The organism is Rhizobium sp. OAE497 (assembly GCF_040546565.1).
GTDB lineage: Bacteria > Pseudomonadota > Alphaproteobacteria > Rhizobiales > Rhizobiaceae > Rhizobium.
The window spans coordinates 131,672-151,061 of the sequence record NZ_JBEPOA010000001.1; the positions used below are offsets into that span (position 1 = coordinate 131,672).

Sequence of the window (19,390 nt, forward strand, 5' to 3'; positions counted from 1 at the left end):
CATGTCCGCAAGACCGCCCGTTCTCGTCGATCTGAAGTTCAACCCCGAGGGCATCGCCCGCATCCTGAAGACCGCCTTTGCGGATCGCGGCAGCATCAATCTCGCCGATCCCGAGACCAAGGGCAGGGATCTCAGCGCCTGCGAATACGCGCTGCTCTGGAAGCCGGACGCCGATCTTTTCGACCGCGCACCGAACCTGAAGATCATCTTTTCCGGCGGCGCCGGCGTCGATAGCATCATGACGCTGCCGGGCCTGCCCGATGTGCCGATCGTCCGCTTCGTCGACCGCAGCCTGACAGTGCGGATGAGCGAATGGGTGGTCATGCAGTGCCTCATGCACCTGCGCGATCAGCGCGGCCACGACCAGCACCAGCGCGATCGCATCTGGGGCAAGATGGCGCCTCCGGAAGCGGCTGAACTCACCGTCGGCGTCATGGGCCTCGGCGTGCTCGGCCAGGACGCCGTCCGCAAGCTCAAGGTCATGGGTTTCAACGTTATCGGCTGGTCGCGCACGAAGAAGGAACTCGAGGGCGTCGAGACTTTCGATGCTGCAGGCCTCGATCTCTTCCTGTCGAAGACCGATATCCTCGTTGGCCTGCTGCCGCTGACGCCGGAGACGACGGGCTTCTACAATGCCGGCCTGTTCGGCAAGCTCCGCCAGGGCGGCGCCCTCGGCAAGCCCGTCTTCATCAATGCCGGGCGCGGCAAGAGCCAGGTTCAGGCCGATATCGTTTCGGCGATCGAGGGTGGCATTCTGGGCGGCGCCTCGCTCGACGTCTTCGAGGTGGAGCCGTTGCCGGCCAACGATCCGCTCTGGGGTCTCGACAGCGTTTTCATCACCCCCCATGACGCGGCGATCTCGGAAGAAAATGCGCTCTTCCGCCATGTCGAGCAGCAGATCGCCCGCTTCGAGCGCGGCGAGCCCCTGCAGTTCCTGGTCGATCGCACCGCCGGTTACTGACCGGCCGGGAACCTTCGCAGCCTCTTTTCGTTGTTCTTCCGTAGGCTCTGCAGCAGACCGCATCGCGGCTGCCCAGAAATCGGAAGGAGACAGGCATGGCGCATCAGATGGAAACCCGCTGGGAAAAATCCGATGGCAAGCTGCATGAGGAAGAGCAGATTTCCCCGGTCAAGGCCAAGCAGGGCCGGACCGGCAAGCGTATTCTGACGGTTCTGATCGTCGCCCTCGTGCTCGCCTTCATTGTCTGGATCCCGGTCGAGATCTGGGGCAAGCGTGAGGCCAACGAAGTTGCGCCGCAGCAGCCCGGCCAGGAATTGCAGTCTGAGCAGCCGGCGCCGCCGGCAGCCCCGTCGCTGCAGAATGGCAATGGCGTACCGACCGAAACGCCGAACAATTCGGCTCCCGCTGGCAACGCCCAGCCTGCGACCCCGGCGACACCGGCAGCGCCCTCTGCGCAGTAATGGGGTATTGGGTCTAGGCGATTATCAAAGGCCCTGCCGCTTCCCGCGGCAGGGCTTTGTATTTGCACTGGACTTTACCGTATGATTTTTCGATAAGAAGACGCACAGGACCGGCCGTCATGTGCCGCGCACCCGGCCGGTATGCATGGGGTGGAGCATGGCCAAGACCGATATCGCAAGACGCGTTTACAATCACGCCTGGAAGCTGGACCCGATCGTCCGCAGCCTGATCGATACGGACTTCTACAAGCTTCTGATGCTGCAGATGATCTGGAAGCTCTATCCCGACGTCAACGCAACTTTCACGCTGATCAACCGCACGAAGCGGGTACTCCTCGCCGAAGAGATCGACGAGGGCGAGTTGCGCGAACAGCTGGATCACGCACGCACGCTGCGTCTCTCCAAGAAGGAGATGATCTGGCTCGCCGGTAACAGCTTCTATGGTCGCGCCCAGATTTTCGAGCCTGAATTCCTCGCCTGGTTCTCGCATTTCCAGCTGCCCGAATACGAGCTCTCCAAGAAGGATGGCCAATACGTTCTGGATTTCCACGGCTCCTGGAAGGAGACGACGATGTGGGAAATCCCGGCGCTGGCCATCATCAATGAGCTGCGCTCGCGCTCGGCGATGAAGGCGCTCGGTCCCTTCACGCTCGATGTTCTCTATGCCCGTGCCAAGGCCCGGATGTGGACCAAGGTCGAGCGATTGAAGGAACTCCCGGGTCTCAGGATTTCCGATTTCGGCACGCGCCGCCGTCACAGCTTCCTGTGGCAGCGCTGGTGCGTCGAGGCGCTGAAGGAAGGTATCGGCCCGGCTTTTACCGGCACCAGCAATGTTCTGCTCGCCATGGACTCCGATCTGGAAGCCGTCGGCACCAATGCCCACGAACTGCCGATGGTCGCCGCAGCGCTAGCGCAGACCGATGACGACCTTGCCAAGGCACCCTACAAGGTTCTGCGCGACTGGAACCGCCTCTATGGTGGCAACCTGCTGATCGTCCTGCCGGATGCCTTCGGCACCACGGCCTTCCTGCGCGACGCGCCGGAATGGGTTGCCGACTGGACCGGCTTCCGTCCGGACAGCGCGCCGCCGGTCGAGGGCGGTGAGAAGATCATCGAGTGGTGGAAGAAGATGGGCCGCGATCCGCGCCAGAAGCTTCTGATCTTCTCGGATGGGCTGGATGTCGACGCGATCATCGACACCTACAAGCATTTCGAGGGACGGGTCCGCATGAGCTTCGGCTGGGGAACCAACTTGACGAATGATTTCGCCGGTTGCGCACCGACCGAAATCTCCGGGCTGAACCCGATCTCCGTCGTCTGCAAGGTCAGCGACGCCAATGGCCGCCCTGCAGTCAAGCTCTCAGACAATCCGCAAAAGGCTACAGGTGAGCCGGCCGAAGTCGAGCGCTATCTGAAATTCTTCGGCGCGGAAGATCGCGTCGATCAGGAAGTGTTCGTCTGATGTGATCAGGCGTGCGGCTTGCGCTTGTCTTCTTCCTCTTCGCGGATCGCATCCTGGTGATACCAGCTGTCGAAAGCCGCATCGCAGATGTTGGGATCGATCGCGAGCGGATCCTTCGCGCCAAAGCGCTCGCCGGGACGGCGGAACTTGACGGGGAACTGGTAGATCTTTGCGGATTCGCCTTGAAAACTTGTCGGCATCCTATCGCCTTCCATTATCTATGCGTACCGGTCATCCGGGCAGTGATAATAACAGATTGCCCATGATTTGCGCAAATGGCTCAAAATATAGGCAATTATTGTGGGCTTCGTAAGCAGTTGATAAAATGTGTGAAAACTTCTGTGGCTCCTGCATCTTTTTCAGGCGTTTGGACCTTTGAAAGAAAAACGCAGCCATCGCCTGCCAGTTCCCGCCTAACCCCCCGCTTTCATTGAAAGTTAACGTCCGGTCTCGCCGGCGCCCTGCCTGCGCGTTTTGACGCACCCTGAAGGGCGGATTTCGAACTGGCACGCTACGTGCTTGTTAGTGTGCATCCGCTGGTGAAACGCACCCTCAGGATTTGTGACACGCACACGTTTGAGAGACTGGCCAATGACAAAGTATAAGCTCGAGTACATCTGGCTCGATGGGTACACTCCTGTACCGAACCTGCGCGGCAAGACGCAGATCAAGGAATTCGACGCGTTTCCGACGCTCGAGCAGCTCCCGCTCTGGGGCTTCGATGGTTCGTCCACGATGCAGGCCGAGGGCCGCAGCTCTGATTGCGTCTTGAAGCCGGTTGCAGTTTATCCGGATCCGGCTCGCACGAACGGCGTTCTCGTCATGTGCGAAGTTATGATGCCTGATGGCGTTACCCCGCACGCTTCCAACAGCCGTGCGACCATTCTCGACGACGAAGATGCATGGTTCGGCTTCGAGCAGGAATACTTCTTCTACGAAAACGGCCGTCCGCTCGGCTTCCCGGAGCAGGGCTACCCGGCTCCGCAGGGTCCGTATTACTGCGGCGTCGGCTCGTCCAACGTTGGCCCGGTTGCCCGCGAAATCGTCGAAGAGCATCTCGACCAGTGCCTCGCTGCCGGCATTAACCACGAAGGCATCAATGCCGAAGTGGCCAAGGGTCAGTGGGAATTCCAGATTTTCGGCAAGGGCTCCAAGAAGGCCGCCGACCAGATCTGGATGGCACGCTACCTGCTGCAGCGCCTGACTGAAAAGTACGGCATCGACATCGAATATCACTGCAAGCCGCTCGGCGACACCGACTGGAACGGCTCGGGTATGCACTGCAACTTCTCGACCAAGTACATGCGCGAAGTTGGCGGCAAGGCTTATTTCGAAGCCCTGATGGCGCAGTTCGAAAAGAACCTCGACGCTCACATCGCTGTCTACGGTCCGGACAACGACAAGCGCCTCACTGGCAAGCACGAAACGGCTCCGTGGAACAAGTTCTCCTACGGCGTTGCTGACCGTGGTGCTTCGATCCGCGTTCCGCACTCCTTCGTCAAGAACGACTACAAGGGCTACCTGGAAGATCGCCGCCCGAACTCTCAGGGCGACCCCTACCAGATCGCTTCCCAGGTTCTGAAGACGATCTCGGAAGTTCCGCTGTCGGGTTCGGCTTCGGCTGCTGCCTGAGGCTAAAAGGGTTTTCCTCCCAAGGGCGCCGGCTGCTTGCAGCCGGCGTTTTCTTTTTGATGCACCGGATTCCTTCGGCTGCGCGACGCAGCTATAATTGCGTCCATGGCTCAAAGAGCAGGCAGCGCCGATCTTCCCCTGCATGGCGGCAGGGTTCCCAAATGGCTGGGCGACCGGATGACGAAGCTTGGTGCACTCGTCACCGAAGCGATCGTGCATCACTACGGCCGCGACGAATTTCTGCGCCGTCTCGCACACCCTTTCTGGTTCCAGTCCTTCGGCGCCGTCATGGGCATGGACTGGCATTCCTCGGGCATCACCACCAGTGTTCTCGGCGCGCTGAAGCGCGGGCTGACGCCGCTCTCGGGCGAGCTCGGCCTGCATGTCTGCGGCGGCCGCGGCGCCCAGTCGCGGCGCACCCCGGACGAGCTGGCCGCGATCGGCAACCGCGTCGGCATCGACGGCATTGCGCTGGCGCAGGCAAGCCGCCTCGTCGCCAAGGTTGATAGCGCCGCCCTCCAGGATGGCTTCGACCTCTACCTCCACGGCTTCATCGTCACCGACGACGGCAAATGGGTGGTGGTTCAGCAAGGCATGAACGGCGACAACAGGCAGGCCCGCCGCTATCACTGGCTGTCCGAGGGCCTGGAGAGCTTCGTGAACTCGCCGCATGCGGCGATCGAAGGCCGCACGCAGGGCAACATCGTCAACCTCGCCGACAGACGTGCCGAGCGCTCCCGCGCCGGACAGCTCGATCTCCTCGCAACGCTCGGCCCCGACCGCATCGTCCGCGAAGCCGCAGCACTGGCGCTTGACACGAGAAAGCCTGCGCCGCTGCCCGACCAGATGCTCCTGCCGCACCTGATCATGCCCGCCCATCACGATGTCCGCGAAAAGGACGTCAACATGAAGCGTCTGCACGGCAATCTGGCGGCCGCGGCGGATCGTGGCCCTGAAGATTTCGAGCAGCTTCTCCTCGTCCCCGGTGTCGGCGCCCGCACGGTGCAAGCGCTCGCCATGGTCGCCGAGGTCGTCCACGGCGCGCCCTACCGCTTCTCCGACCCCGCCCGTTTCTCGATCGCCCACGGCGGCAAGGACCGCCATCCATTCCCCGTGCCGCTGAAGGTTTACGACGAAACCATCAAGGTGATGAAGTCGGCGGTCCAGAAGGGTCGCCTCGGGCGCGAGGAAGAGCTTGAGGCGCTCAAGCGCCTCGACGACCAGTCCCGCCAGCTGGAGCGCTATGTCACAGGCCCCGATCTCAAGGAGATCGTTGCCGGCGAATTCAGGAATTCGCCGGAATGGGGCGGTCGCAGCGTGTTCGGCTGGGAGGGGGAGGAGCGGTAGTTATTCCGTGCCGAGCCTGCCGAACTGCCCCGGCTTGCGCTTGGCAGGTGCAGGCGCTCTGGCTCCCATCGGGTAGCGGTCGGAAGGGCGCGGGCCGTCTCCCGGAATAAACGCCAGAACCAGGAGCACGGCGTAGAAGAATATCGCGATCCCTTGGATCGCAATGTCGGGAAGCGGGATCGCCACGAATTTCGGGATGAAGACGGGCGCAAGTGGCACCAGCATCACATATTGCGGCCAGCCGATGTGCCGAATCCTGCTCGATACCATGTAAAGGAGACCGATGACGGTTAGGGCCGTCATCGCGATCACCGAAATGAAGTGAAGCGTTTCGAACATTGACCGGCGTGCCGCAAGGTCCGCCGCTCGGCGATCGACCGAGGCGCCGCCGCCCAGAATCATGCTCATCGCGCCGGCAGCCGTAGCGGCTCGCAGTTTCTCCATGTCCTCCGGCGTCGGCTTGCGGCCGGAAGCAACGAGGTCGTTCAGAGCTTTCTCCTGCCCTGGAAACATCAGCGGCATGTTCTTGCCGTTGCCGGCCGGTCGTTTCGCACCAACCGCAGTATCGCTAACCGGCCGAGGCGCCATGAGCTCGCGTGCGGCTTGGTCATGCTGAGCCATGATGAAGCGCTCGATCGGGTCTTTGGCGAAATCGAAGCAGAACATGAGGACCAGCAGGATTGCATAGCCAATCCGTCCCAGCTTGGACTCGCCGAATATAGTCATGAAGTTGAGTTCCCTACCGCAACGCAGGGAATATGCCCTCATTGGTTGAATAAGGTGCTAATGAGCCAGCGCAAATTCTAGAAAATCTGCGGCTCGACAGGCAATCCGTCGTGCAGTGCGGCAACCGCAATGCATGGCAATGTCGGGAAAAAAGAAAAATGGCGGACAAGGTGTCCGCCTAACTAAAGTCTTGCACGGTTCGCTAGGGTCCGTGCGGTCTTTCTAGTTGCTTGAAAACAAACATTTTAAGAAGCATACGGTTCGCGATGGTGCAAGCCAGATTGCGCCAGACCGGCCGAATTGCTAGGATCATTGCTAGGATCAATTCGAAACCGACAGGCAAGTGAAGTGGCAAGACCGATTAATAAATTCTCGGCAAAGACAGTCGAGGCAATTAAAGACCCGGGCCGCCACAGTGACGGCGGCGGCCTTTATCTGAAGGTGCTTCCTGACGGTCGCCGTCAATGGGTGTTCATGTACCGTTGGCACGGCAAGCAAAAGGAAATGGGGCTTGGCGCCTACGCGCCGGTCAATGTTCCGAAGGGGGTGAAGGTGGATTTTGTCAGCCTTGGTGACGCACGGCAGAAAGCGACCGACGCGCGCGCCGCCATCGCTGAAGGCGTTGACCCAATGGCCGCCCGTCGAGCCGTCGTCACGGTGCCAGAGTTCGGCGTTTTTGCTGACGAACTTATCGACCAAATGGCGCCCGGTTTCAGGAACGAAAAGCATCTAGCTCAGTGGCGCATGACGCTGGGCGACACCTATTGCAAGCCCATCCGAAAGAAGGCCGTCAACGAAATCGACACTGACGACGTTCTGAAGATACTCCGACCGATCTGGGCAACCAAATCTGAAACCGCCTCACGCATCCGTGGCCGCATTGAATACGTGCTTGACGCAGCAAAGGCCAAGGGCTTCCGATCGGGGGAAAACCCAGCCGTGTGGCGCGGTCACCTAGCGTTGCTTTTGCCGAAACGTCACAAGCTGACACGCGGCAATCATGCGGCCATGCCATATACTGAAGTTCCGTCCTTTATGACGGCGCTACGGGGTCGCGTCGCGGTATCGGCTCGGGCGCTTGAGTTCACCATTCTAACCGCCGCTCGATCTGGCGAAACGTTCGGCGCGAAATGGGCGGAAATCGACATGGTCGCAAAGGTTTGGACGATCCCGGCCGATCGAATGAAGGCAGGCCGGACACATCGCGTGGCGCTATCAGACGCCGCCATTTCGATCCTCACGGAAATGCAGAAACTCGGCTCTCTGCCGGGACAGTTCGTTTTCCCTGGAGCGAAAAAAGATAAGCCGCTCTCAAATATGGCGATGGATATGACGCTGCGCCGAATGAAGAGCGACGTTACCGTTCACGGCTTCCGCTCTTCCTTCCGCGATTGGTGCGGAGAGGTCTCGACCTTCCCGCGCGAGGTCGCAGAAGCCGCGCTAGCCCACATCGTAGGCGATGAGACGGAACGCGCCTATCGTCGCGGCGACGCCCTCGAAAAGCGCCGGGAGCTAATGCAGGCTTGGGCGAGCTTTTGTAATCTCGCGTAACTTCAAGCAGGCAACCTTTCCCCCTTAGTCTTCCGGCAAACCAAACCGGAAGGCTTTCCTATGAATGGCAAACTCCTGAACATCGACGCGGTGCGCAAGCGCGTGCCGGTCTCTGAGGTCTCAATCTGGCGCTGGCAAAAGGCGGGAAAATTCCCAAAGCCCGTCAGGATCGGCCGCCGAATCCTCTGGCGCTCCGAAGATATTGATCGCTTTCTTTCTGCTGATGCCAATATTGATACGCGCGTCGCTGCTGCCTTCATGCTTGATGCTGATCAGCTTGAAGTGGGACAAGATTGCGTATCCCAGCGTGCGTTCGCTGATTCCCGGCAGCAAAGAGCAGACTCGACCGAGTGACGGCGCGCCTCCCAGGCTTATTTGGTGACAACAACTGTTTGCTTGTTAGTTTGATCCGGTCCGCAGCGGTGCGGGCCGGATCGCCGGATTAACCCGCCAAACGAGGACGACCCAATGCCGAGATAGGGAAACGGTCGTAGCAAGACCTATGCGTAAATTTAGTTTTTAAATGCGTAATTTTCAGCGGATGACAGCGACGCGCGAACAGGCGATTAGACCTTGGCAGACCAAAACAGACCACGAGCGAGACCCACATGACAAAACTACTTATCGATCGTTTCGAGCTTCAAGACACCTTGGGGATCGGAAAGTCCAAGGTGTTCGAGCTGATCAGGACTGGCGACCTGAAGCCAATCAAGATCGGCGGTGCCCTACGCTTCCGCGTTGCGGACGTTGAAGCCTTTGTTGAAGGCCTTCGGGCGGCAGCATGACGCGCAAAAAGAAACGCCCGGCGCAACCACACACCGGGCGTTTCTCAAACGAAAGTGAGCGACTTTTACGCTAGTGCTTGTATCGGGGCAAGTGCGAGACTCAACGAAAGTAAACCAAGTGCAACGTTGTCCTCTTTACACATTTGACCAATGGAAAAATGGCGAGCAGAACCCTCCCTCTTGGAGGTGCCATTACGCTGTTATGCGCCACGGTTGGACGCATGCACAGGCTGACTCCATGCTGCTAACCTACCTGCCGGGTAATTTCGAGACGGACGCCGCGAAATGGGAAGGCGCAGATATGCGGGAAACGGGCTGGCGGGTGCTGCCCTACGGTTTCAGCGTGCTGCAAGACGGCTCCGCGATCATCTTCGATCGAGAATATCGCCCGATATGCGAGCTCAGCAAAGCTGGCGTCCAGCTTGTCGATCCGACGCGGCAAGAGCGGTGGCCCGGGTCATGGTTGTTTCTATACGATGACGGCGCCACGCCACGTTACTGCGCTGAGACACGTCGACTTCAGCGCGTGATTGTCGATCGGCTGGGCCTTAGCGCAGAATTGAAGCGCCGGGCTATCTTGCAACGCAATGGAAAGCTGCCGAAGTCTGGCGGCAGGATGCCACAAGACGAATTGGACATGTCTATGCCGTGGGCGAGAGAGCTTGAGGACGTCGTATCGAACACGCAGGCGTTCGCGTTCGACGGCCGGGTCGGCCGCGTTATGCGTCTCCGTCCGCCGCCGACCGCTGGCGCTGGCTGGACCCCCAGGCCCGTCACGCGTGAGGATCACAAGAGCGCAAAGCTCTGGCTTCGGTCTAAGGGCTACAAAAACGTGTCGGTCAAACTGATCGCGCGTGTCATTGATGTGCTGGGTGCGACCCGGCCCCGCCAGATGCAAATAGCTGCCTAGCAAGAAGTTTCACGCACATTTCAAAAACAGGGCCAATTGCCCAAGGAAAAGGCGCCAGGGCAACGGCAAGAACCTAGGCGCCTCACATTGAGCACGGTTGCTCTGGCGCGGCGTCATCGGGGGCGCAAGCGAAAGACGGCCGCGAGAAAGAAAGGCAATGACCGACTTTAATTACAGCGACCACGGAACCAGCGCCACATACTATAAGGCGGATCCGGACAATGATCTAGTCGATAGCTCGCCCCCTATCGATGGCCGGTTCGCTTCTGAAGCTCCCGTGACGATCGAGGACAGCCGCGCAGAACTCGCGCGCCGGATCGAGAAAATCAATAGAACATACGCTCTGGTCATTCAGGGCGGGGGCCTTGTGATCATGCGTGAGGGCAAAGACGAGCGAAACGGCCGTGACGTTCAGGCAATGAGCGTGAACGCCTTTAGAACTTGGATGGAGAATGAGCCCCCAGTGCTGATCCAGAAGCAGGAGAAGGACGGCAGTACGTCAGCCACATTTAAGGCGATCGCGTCTATCTGGTTCAAGTCGCCGGATCGTCGCCAGTACGAAGGCATCACCTTTTCGCCGGGCATGAATGCGCCGAATACCTATTTCAATCTATGGCAAGGCTTCGCAGTCGAGCCTCTGAACGGCACGATTGAGGAGGCGAAGACGCGTTGCCGAAAGCTTCTCGACCACGTTCGCGACAATCTCTGCAACGGCAATAGAGAACACGCGCGCTATCTGATGGCGTGGGCGGCCGATATGGTGCAAGACCCCGGCAAGAAGAAGGGAGTTGCCTTGGTGCTTCGCGGGAAAAAGGGAACGGGCAAATCAATGTTCGTTGACGCGCTCGCTCACCTCTTCGGGCATCACTCTATCAAGATCGCGCACGGCAAGCAGCTAACAGGCAATTTCAACAGGCACCTTGCAGACAAGCTTTTCGTGATTTCCGAAGAGACCTATTGGGCGGGGGACAAGGGCGCAGAAGGCGCGTTAAAAGACCTGATCACCTCCGACCGGATCACGGTCGAGGCGAAGGGCGTTGATGCAATCGAGTTGCCATCGCTCTGCCGTATTGCAATGATCACAAACAACGATTGGGCGGTCCCGGCTTCGGCTGATGAGCGCCGCTATTTCGTGCTGGATGTCAGCGACACCCGCATGCAGGACACTGAATATTTTTCCGCGATCGTTGATGAGCTTCGGAACGGAGGATATGAGGCGCTATTGCGCGTGCTTCTCGATTGGAACTCTGGCGGCCTAAACCTCCGTAACGTTCCGCAGACGAGCGGCTTGCAGGAGCAAAAGGCGCTTAGCTTTGATCCATTCGAGCGGTTCGTTTACGATCTGCTCTCTGGCGCCGGATACGGCGGCATTTCGATGGATGAAAGCACCGTTCGGAAAGACCAGCTTTTTGAAGCCTACGAGGAGAAATGCCGAAAGAGCGGCGTGCGCAATCACTTCACTTTCGCGCTGTTCTGTAAGCGGTTCATGGAACTATCTGGGGCCATGTCTTCGAAAGCCGCCCGCGATGATGAAGGATACCGGGCGCCGATCTTTAAGCTTCCCGGCCTCAAGGCGGCCCGGATCGCATTCGCCACGTCTCGGAATATGCCAGATTTATTCCAGCAACGCGAAGCCTGACCAAGACGCTCGCCCTCGCGGCGGGTGTTTTGTTTTCTGGTCCGAGGTAACCCGTACCAGTGGACCGGTTCGGGCCGGATTAAGTTTATGACTCTCAAAGGGAAAACCGCCCTGGTCCGGGTGGAGCGTGCTTCACACCTCGTGTTTCAGGGGGATTTTTTATGCCTGGACCAACGCTATTTTTATACAGGACTTTTACTTTCTCTTGGACCGCTTGGACCATTAAGATAAGTTATTGTAAATGAATGATTTTCTTGGTCTGTCTGCCTCAAGGGTACTTGGACCAGCCCGGACTAGCCTTTCAGGAGAGCTAAGCAATCCTAAGCGTACTGGTCCGCTGCTCTCCATACTGCCGGGAAATGCTGAGACGCATGCAATTTGGATGGCTCAGCGGAGACGGTCAGTCACCATGCCGGGCTAAGGTCCAGGTTTTGCTGGTTTTGTCTTGTTGAACGGTGCCTTCGGATTCCATCAGAGCCAAAATCGTTCGCGAGATATGCCCTTCGTGATCAACATGGCCCATGTAAATTCCAAGTGCTTTCCCAATATCAACGTTTCTCAGTCCGTTTCCATTAGCCAATGCGAGCGTTTCATAAACTGCTGCCTTCAGGGAGGCGATTGCCGTCTGCGCCTTTAGGTAAGGGCTTGCTAAATAATCCATAGATAATACTTCCGTTCAAGCTGTACACTGATGTTGAGAAAATATTTTACTTAAAACTTATGCGGGCTCTCCAACTGTTATTCCTTCTTTGTGCGCTTTTTCGATAACTTCCAGCAGAACGATGCATTGCTTCTCGGTCGGTATCTTTTTTGGAATCTTAACAGCGATGTTGAGAACGCCTACCTCTTTTGGATTTAGGATTTTTTTCGCTGAAAGCGCCTTGCTGATTTTTAGCCATTCGGTCGATGAGATGGACATGATCTTTGCTTGAGCTGCGATACCGTTATCAATCTTTTGAACCTGCTTGGCAGTTTTAACCTCGAATTTTGCGTCATCTTGGGTTGCAAGGTCGGACCAGAATTCTTCTGGCAACATGGTAGCGATTTCTTCGATCTTTCCGAGTAGCCTTGTCCAGCAGCCATCTTTTTTCGCCCATTCCGATACATTGGAAATTCCTTGCGGGGGATGAATAATATCGTCATGGACGGCACGGGCGATGATTTCGAGCGCCCGAGTCATCCGGTCGTCTACTGCTTGATTATTCCAGATTCTTTGGAAGTCGATCGATCCTTCACGCTGCTTCGCCATTTCACCTAGCATAGCGAGGGTATAGGCGACTATGTTTGCGCGATATCCACCGTTGTACCAAGGCTGACTTGAAACAATCTTTTCAGCTGCACGGAACAATATCCCTCGCGCAATTGCCCTCCTGTAGTAAAGCTCGTTGAAGCCGTCAGATGATTTTTCCCACTCTTTGCCGATGCGTTGAGCGTATTTAACGAAATTTTTCTGGCCGCCGAGGTTTACCCATTTAGGGTGGTCATCAAACACATTTTCAAACTTTGCCAAGTCGGTCTTAGTAAACATTTGTGGTTTCGGATACTCGACCTTGAAGCGCTTCTGTTCTCCGGGTGTTAGCTTTGCCTGAGCGTCGATATACTGACCGCGAGCGCGCTCATAGAACCACTTCGTTTCGCGTTGACTGCCGTGCGCAGCTGGTGCCCAGATACGGCGGGAAAAGTCTGCCATGCGGATGTGAAAGCCGGTATTCGAGAAAAAATCTGCTGCGTTGACCCGGTTCTGAGTGTTGGCATACTCCGAAATTTTAGGGACTACGAGCTCACTCCGCTCGCTATCGATGACGGACAGCTTCATTTGAACGAAGACCCCTGAAAGATCAGCTTTGTCCTTACGCTGGGTGTGAAACAAAGACGCCGTAGTCTGACCGCCGTTGACAATCTGAAGGTCGGTCATCCCGACGATCTGCAGGTGCCCGTCTTTGATCCGCGTCTCCACTCCTTGTGCCGTAGCCGTAACACCGTTGTTATAAGCAAAGAACATCTGTGGTTCAGTGAGTATGGTGTTCCTTATGCCTTTGTTTACTTGGGCACGAGCCTGCAGGAAGGTCCGCACGTTCTGCTCAAGCAGGCGCGCGCTATATAGATCGTACAATTTCGCCAGTATAGGCGCGGGCATGACAATCAGAAACGACTGATACGATCCATCGCCTAGGTTAGCAGGTAGGCAGTTTATGCCATCGCCAAACAACTTGATAAAATCGATATTGAGAGGTTCCTTGTGTCCGCGCGACGTCCGCTGACGCTGAAACCGCGCGATATCCCAAATATGATAAGTCGCGCGAATGCTGCCAACTTTGTTATCCGGAAGAGCCTGAACGCGATCGCTCAAAATCCGTTCTGAAACAAGGTAAAAGTTAACCTGACGAAGGATGGATTTGCGATCCGCTATTTGATGGACAAGCCCATATTCCGGCGTTGTCACATCAGGTTTAAGCGAGCCTTCAAGACTGGACTCGAAGAATTTCACTGAACGCTTAAAGATATGGTCGACATCTGTACGTGTCAGCGACTCAAGTGATCGGCGGCAGTCGAAATCTGCCACAAATATATCCAGAGCACCCTCATCGTTGAACCAGTACCCGTCGACCCTCAGTCTGCCATTGGGAGAACGAAAAGGGCAATGCTCGAACCCGTCTATAAATCCTGTCTCGACCAGTTCGTCAGAAGCCGCATCCATGAACGCTTCAAGCTGATAAGTACTTCCTGCCTCGGCATCCGCCAGCATCTCCTGCCTGAAATCGTGAAAAAACTCCTCCGCAGTCTGCTCCATCATTCTCCCCCGAAAACACTTTCAGAATCGCAGAGATAGCTTTCTATGCTCTCCAGTCTGATGTCATAGCTGACACGCCCTACACCCTCCGGTATTTCCGAACGGACTAGCTTTGGGAACCCATCTTCGACCTGGTATGTCCGGATTTCCGAGACGACGAACCGAGGATCATCATATTCAGGCAGCGGAGCATAACCATGCGATGACAGTTTGGCGTCGAAACCTTCGACCGCCTGAGCGCTGTCGAGAAGGTCGTGGACTGCTTCAACAAGGACGTTAAGTGATCGTGCGGCAGATGAATCAGGCAGCCCGCTCAGCCTGTATATCCTGAGAAAGAGGTTGTCATTGAGAGACTCCAACTGGTCTTCCGACGATATTCTGACGGTGCTTCTCTCGGTTCCCGACAGAGATTTGATCTCGACCGCCGTGTTGCCATGTATAAAGTCTTGATGTGATTTTTCCGGGCCTTTCCACGCATCGATGCCACGGGAGGCTCCCGCTACATGGATCAGCTCGATCAGAAATGTCAGTTCCGCGAATAACCCGCGAACGTCCTCGGCTGAGAGATGCTGCGAGCGGCCCGACATGAACGTCTTCCAACGACGCAGGTGAGACAGCGCGATGGCAAGGGAACTTACCGCATTGCTCGCGTTCTCAAGCGCTCTTGCCAGCGTGCGGCACAGGGCCTCGAACAAATCCCGATCAGCCTGTTTTTCCAAGGTGAGGACGAGGCGTTGCCCACCTTTCTCAGTGCGCAGGTCGACTTCAAGCCCCTTTACTGGGACCTGATTTTTCCGGAATTCGACGGAGTGATCACCATCCAGCTCCATAATGAAGAGGCAGTGTCCCGAAGCATCCTTAGCCCAGAAGCAGGCGACCGCCATGCGGGCGGCAAGTCTCAGTACGTTATAGTCTGTTGCAGGTACCGTAATTTGATCCCAAGGTGAGGCTTCGCTCATTCGATTTCATCCCCGTCACCCAAATCGTCATCGACCAAGTCCCGTCGATTTTTTTCTATCCAGACTTTGTTGGCAACAACGACGATTGTCGTGCCGTGCCCGTCAAACGGAAAGCTCACACCATAGGTGGCAACGGGATGAGAAATCACAGGGCCTGGATTGGAGCCGTCCTTTGGGAGATGAGCCCGGAGGCTATGTATCATGAGAAGAGGCTTGTTTCGTTCCGAGCGGTAATGTGTGTCCGACGGCTCACCGGACCCCCCGGTCTCCTCTGCCTGCTCTCTGGCGGCCGCTTTCGCAGCCTCTATCTGCGTGTCACTTAATCCCAGACTTTCATCTCCGCGGGAAGCCACGCGGTTTTTATTCAGATGCCAACCGCCCTTGTCAGGCTGCCCTTTACTTTGCGCGCGCAGCTGATGCCTGAGATGGTATTCTTTGTCGCCACCTTCACCATCCTTAGGTGATATAAGAAGCACATCGCCTCTGGGATAATGCTTCGCAACAGAGTGCAAGTATTCAACGATGAACTCCTTATCCTGCTGCCAGTCTTCATGGGTCTCGAAGCGGAGAACGAATTCTTCAATCGTCTTCAGTGGCACATCGCGCGCAATCCAGCCTTTTCGTCCGGTGTTTTCGAGTTCCCCGTCAAAATTACGCTTCCAATATTCTTCGATCAGCTCGTAATTCCTCTTATTGGCAGTCTGATCGGTCAAGACCGTGTATGCCTCCCGAAGACATCCGGAAAGAGTTTGCTCAAGGATAACTTCTGTCCCAGTGCGCATCTTATTTCTGGCCGTGATGAGAAGGCTGTCGGGGTGTTTCCGTACATAAAGACCAAAATCTTTCGGGCTCTTCTTCAGCTGGCGCATGCGGTACACTTGGCTGATCAGCTCACCAGACGAATGAGCAATGTGGGCATACCAGTTGATGGAGTCCTGAGAAAGATAGACACGGCAAAGGTCCTCGAAGTTCGGCCGATATCCGAACCAGCGGCCCATCTGCATAAGCGTGTCGTACATCTTGGTATTGCGGTACATGTAGCTGACGGTAAGCCCTTCAATCGTAAGACCGCGCGACAGGCTCAATCCACCCACAGCAATAGCTGTGAGACCTACGCCCTCTTTTTCGTATTTGCCGAAATCAAGATCATCTTCGCTTTTGCTGTTGACCACGTAAAGATGAAGGTGATCAAAGACACTGTTCAGCTCGGCTTTGACCTCTTCCCACGTACAACCGATCGCGGAATATTCCTCGTCGAATGCCGCCCTCAATTCTTGCATATAAAGATTTTGGCATGACACCGATTCCGGCATCATATAGTTTGATTTCACGGCTTCTCGTATTTTCCGTTCCCGGAGGCTGATGAAGTCGCGGACTGCCTTCTGGATCGGAACAAAACGGGATACATTGATCATCATGGAGCAGTGTTTCTTGCGCTGCCCCCGGAGATTACGAATTGCGCGCGCGACAATGAACTGGTTCAAGGCGCGGTAGAGGCTTGGCGGGAGTTCCGAGACCTTATCCTCTCTTTTGTGAGAGAACGGCAGGAGGTCTTCGCAATCAGTGATCGTCTTGACGACGGTATCGCTCGTTTCCTCATTGAGGAACACTTTCTCCGCCCCAAAGTATGTTGATGGCGCATCAAGGCAGTAGATGAAGTCTTTCGGAAAAAGCTCCTCACGAACTTTTTCGTCGTATGCGTCCGGGTCGATGAATATATTTGCAAAAGGCGTTGCCGTGTAACCGACATAACAGGATTTGGCGAACAGATTCAGAATATTTCTAATTTCGGCGTTGGTTTTCGTAGGGTTTACGTCCTCCTTGTTTGTGTTGACGGAAGCGTTATCTGCCTCGTCATCGATCATAAGCATGGGGACGTCGAGAATCAGCCCATCTCCCGTTGCATTGAGTTCGCGCAACCATTTGTACAGAGAGGTGAGCGTTGAGACGTTTTTCTTTATAATAAGGATGACGGGCTTGTTTACATCAGCTAGCTTCCATCCCTGAGAGGCCGTCTGCTTATTGAAGTCCCCATTTACGGTTGTCAGCGTCGCAGGGTGTGGGTACTCCTTGTTGAGCCCAACACCGATATTTTTACGGTCATCCGGATCACTGTTCCGACCGATGAACGCTTCATCGATCCGTTCCTGCGTCTGTTTGCGCAGGTTGTTGTGAATGCCCGCTATAACGATAATGAACCTGTATCCAGCGTCCGCTGCCTTTGCTATCAGGCCGGTGTAGTTAGCCGTTTTTCCGGATTGAACGTGTCCAATAACCAGACCGCGCCGATCCCAGCTGCCTTCCTCCTTCGGGTTCTGAAGAAGCCCGAGAATTTTTCCTGTGACGTCGCTGAGGGACTGGACCATTGGGTCAGCCCAGCCGTCTTCCTGGAGGAATCCTTCATACGCGTTTGAGTATGTCCATTTTATATCCTCACGCTTTCTCGCCCATTGATCATCATGCGTAGTGTTTGGGTCTATGAGGGAAACACCCGCACCCATCTTGGTGACGACCGAGGTCAGTGCTTCGTTGACCACGTCCTGAAGGTCGCCCTTGAAATTGAAAAGTGGTGCCATCTGCGCAGCTAGGACCTGTGCATCTTCAAATGAGGGTATCTCCTCACGGTTGGAAAGCGCAGCAACCAGCCCGTTTCTGAAATTCTTCTCCTGCGCGCTGCTGTCACCAATCATGCAAATGCCTCCCTCGTGAATATCTCTACTGTCTCCATCTCTTTGTCGAACAGCCTTGTTGACCGTACAATTTGAAGGAATGCCTTAGGATCGCCCTGTCCGGGACCGTAAAGCGCGCTTCGCAGAGCTTTAAGTCTCTCAATGATTTCAGTTTCTGCAGCGGGTGCCTGAACGACCTCTCGCGGACTGGTCGAATAATCGGAATAGATCATTTCTACCGGCAGAGACGCGCCGATAGATTCCAATAGTACCCCCAGCGCACGGGTATCTTCCGGTGGCAAGCGGGCGTTGAGCGCCTGGATCAGAGGGTGGTGCATGTTCAAAGCAAAGCGAATACCAACATGGTCGGCGTATCGCTCCCACAGAGGGGCCTGAGTTTCCTGAAATAGCTTCTGACCCCGCCCGCGATGAACAATCACGCTCCGGGCTGTGATCTTCGCAATGATCTGTCGAAGTCTTTCGCGCACCGCGTGCGGGGGCCGGGCGCGCGACTTCTTGATATCGATGGTCCAGCCCTCATCCATACTGTTTGGAAAATCGATCTGGACGCGCGCGAGTTTTGTGGCTTCCCCTTTCGGTACAAGCCGGAACCAGTCGCCCCAGGCCATCAGGCGGCCATTGCGATAGATGTATGCGCCCTGGTTGGAGATGAAATCGCTTCGGTCCTGATAGTAGTCGTATTCGGAGGCAGTCAGACGGCTGTGATGTGGCAGAATGAAGGGTTGCATGACAACCGCCTCGTCATCCACCCACACGGTTTCTGCAGGGAGCATCTGCGTTGCTTCGTTTTTGCGGCAGAATGGATCAAAGGCTGTGACTGAGTGCCCGTTAATCCGGATTGCAATTTTTTTCCGACCCTTCACATCTCCCGAGAGAAACCGGTGAAAGACAAGGGACAGGTGACGTTCGACAGCGGAAAGCTTCTCGTTGACGATCTCATCACGTTTGCCGCCGATTTCATCTTCGAACAGCCGGTCCAGATCGCGCCAGACAACAATGGTCCCGGTATCACCCAATGTTTCGATGAAAGGCAGAGCACTTGTTTCATGCTGATCAAGGATGGACACGAACCAGTCATCATCATCTTCAACCGTTGCAAGGTCCCATTCTGCAGCCGCCCGCACGCCGCCCTGACTGCTTGATACCGTTAGTCTTCGGCACTGCGAGAACGATGCCGTCTTAAGCCCGAGGCCGAACCTCCCGAGATCTTTGTGACCGCGCTTTTTCTTTGGATCGGTTGAACCGTGCCGCATCGCAAGGATAACTTCGTCCTCGTTCATGCCTTTACCATTGTCCACGATTACCAATGCCGGGGAGGTCCGGCTCATGTCGCAAAATATCTGAATGTCGGTGGCGTCTGCTGATATGCTATTGTCGATAAGGTCGGCAATCGCTGTCTCCAGCGAGTAGCCAAGGTCTCTTAACGACGCGGACAGGGAGGCTGCACTTGGCGGAAGATGATGTGGTCTGGCCATT

At 56.2% G+C, this 19,390-nt stretch carries 17 protein-coding genes; 10 read left to right on the plus strand and 7 right to left on the minus strand.

Going from position 1 to position 19,390, the window contains the following annotated elements; translation table 11 throughout:
• The first annotated feature begins 1 nt into the window (after position 1).
• The 3 genes from ABIE40_RS00635 to pncB all read left to right on the plus strand — a co-directional run bounded on the left by ABIE40_RS00635 (position 2) and on the right by pncB (position 2,884).
• Positions 2–961 (plus strand): 2-hydroxyacid dehydrogenase, encoded by a 960-nt coding sequence (locus ABIE40_RS00635; protein WP_199629825.1) that lies wholly within the window; start codon positions 2–4, stop codon positions 959–961.
• A 95-nt stretch (positions 962–1,056) separates the two neighbouring features.
• A complete protein-coding gene (locus ABIE40_RS00640) occupies positions 1,057–1,422 on the plus strand; it encodes a flagellar basal body-associated FliL family protein (protein ID WP_130279346.1) in 366 nt (121 codons plus the stop codon).
• Positions 1,423–1,579: 157 nt separating this feature from the next.
• Complete coding sequence (gene pncB / locus ABIE40_RS00645; RefSeq protein WP_112714090.1) at positions 1,580–2,884, plus strand: nicotinate phosphoribosyltransferase; 1,305 nt, start codon at positions 1,580–1,582, stop codon at positions 2,882–2,884.
• A gap of 5 nt (positions 2,885–2,889) precedes the next feature.
• Here the strand turns inward: pncB and ABIE40_RS00650 are convergent, their stop codons facing one another.
• Complete coding sequence (locus tag ABIE40_RS00650; RefSeq protein ID WP_112714088.1) at positions 2,890–3,084, minus strand: DUF2735 domain-containing protein; 195 nt, start codon at positions 3,082–3,084, stop codon at positions 2,890–2,892.
• Positions 3,085–3,475: 391 nt separating this feature from the next.
• Between ABIE40_RS00650 and ABIE40_RS00655 the strand changes: the two genes are divergently transcribed.
• A complete protein-coding gene (locus ABIE40_RS00655) occupies positions 3,476–4,516 on the plus strand; it encodes a glutamine synthetase beta-grasp domain-containing protein (protein ID WP_112714086.1) in 1,041 nt (346 codons plus the stop codon).
• Between the two features lie 105 nt (positions 4,517–4,621).
• Positions 4,622–5,863: a DUF763 domain-containing protein gene (locus ABIE40_RS00660; RefSeq protein WP_199629824.1), complete on the plus strand. Its 1,242-nt coding sequence runs from the start codon at positions 4,622–4,624 to the stop codon at positions 5,861–5,863.
• Here the strand turns inward: ABIE40_RS00660 and ABIE40_RS00665 are convergent, their stop codons facing one another.
• Positions 5,864–6,589 carry a hypothetical protein gene (locus tag ABIE40_RS00665; protein WP_199629823.1) on the minus strand — a complete coding sequence of 242 codons (726 nt, stop codon included), beginning with the start codon at positions 6,587–6,589 and terminating at the stop codon, positions 5,864–5,866.
• A 348-nt stretch (positions 6,590–6,937) separates the two neighbouring features.
• Here ABIE40_RS00665 and ABIE40_RS00670 point away from each other — a divergent pair, with 348 nt between their 5' ends.
• From ABIE40_RS00670 to ABIE40_RS00690, 5 genes are all read left to right on the plus strand, one after another.
• Positions 6,938–8,140, plus strand: a complete 1,203-nt coding sequence (locus ABIE40_RS00670) for a tyrosine-type recombinase/integrase (RefSeq protein WP_199629822.1) — start codon at positions 6,938–6,940, stop codon at positions 8,138–8,140.
• 60 nt (positions 8,141–8,200) lie between these two features.
• Positions 8,201–8,494: a helix-turn-helix transcriptional regulator gene (locus ABIE40_RS00675; protein WP_199629821.1), complete on the plus strand. Its 294-nt coding sequence runs from the start codon at positions 8,201–8,203 to the stop codon at positions 8,492–8,494.
• A 254-nt stretch (positions 8,495–8,748) separates the two neighbouring features.
• Positions 8,749–8,925, plus strand: a complete 177-nt coding sequence (locus ABIE40_RS00680) for a helix-turn-helix transcriptional regulator (RefSeq protein WP_199629820.1) — start codon at positions 8,749–8,751, stop codon at positions 8,923–8,925.
• 238 nt (positions 8,926–9,163) lie between these two features.
• The gene (locus tag ABIE40_RS00685) at positions 9,164–9,835 is read left to right on the plus strand and encodes a hypothetical protein (protein ID WP_199629819.1); all 672 of its coding nucleotides are present in this window, start codon (positions 9,164–9,166) and stop codon (positions 9,833–9,835) included.
• A gap of 157 nt (positions 9,836–9,992) precedes the next feature.
• Positions 9,993–11,474 carry a DUF5906 domain-containing protein gene (locus ABIE40_RS00690; protein WP_199629818.1) on the plus strand — a complete coding sequence of 494 codons (1,482 nt, stop codon included), beginning with the start codon at positions 9,993–9,995 and terminating at the stop codon, positions 11,472–11,474.
• 400 nt (positions 11,475–11,874) lie between these two features.
• Here ABIE40_RS00690 and ABIE40_RS00695 read toward each other — a convergent pair whose 3' ends face one another.
• The 5 genes from ABIE40_RS00695 to ABIE40_RS00715 are packed head-to-tail and all read right to left on the minus strand — an operon-like array spanning position 11,875 to position 19,389.
• Positions 11,875–12,135: a hypothetical protein gene (locus tag ABIE40_RS00695; RefSeq protein ID WP_199629817.1), complete on the minus strand. Its 261-nt coding sequence runs from the start codon at positions 12,133–12,135 to the stop codon at positions 11,875–11,877.
• A 57-nt stretch (positions 12,136–12,192) separates the two neighbouring features.
• Entirely contained in the window at positions 12,193–14,268 is a 2,076-nt protein-coding gene (locus ABIE40_RS00700) for an AIPR family protein (protein WP_354540944.1), read from the minus strand.
• Positions 14,265–15,224 carry a PD-(D/E)XK motif protein gene (locus ABIE40_RS00705; RefSeq protein ID WP_199629816.1) on the minus strand — a complete coding sequence of 320 codons (960 nt, stop codon included), beginning with the start codon at positions 15,222–15,224 and terminating at the stop codon, positions 14,265–14,267. The genes ABIE40_RS00700 and ABIE40_RS00705 overlap by 4 nt, the downstream gene beginning before the upstream one ends.
• Positions 15,221–17,914: a Z1 domain-containing protein gene (locus ABIE40_RS00710; protein ID WP_199629815.1), complete on the minus strand. Its 2,694-nt coding sequence runs from the start codon at positions 17,912–17,914 to the stop codon at positions 15,221–15,223. Before ABIE40_RS00710 ends, ABIE40_RS00705 begins: the two co-directional genes overlap by 4 nt.
• Positions 17,911–19,389 carry an ATP-binding protein gene (locus ABIE40_RS00715; RefSeq protein WP_199629814.1) on the minus strand — a complete coding sequence of 493 codons (1,479 nt, stop codon included), beginning with the start codon at positions 19,387–19,389 and terminating at the stop codon, positions 17,911–17,913. The genes ABIE40_RS00710 and ABIE40_RS00715 overlap by 4 nt, the downstream gene beginning before the upstream one ends.
• Between the last annotated feature and the right edge of the window lies 1 nt (position 19,390).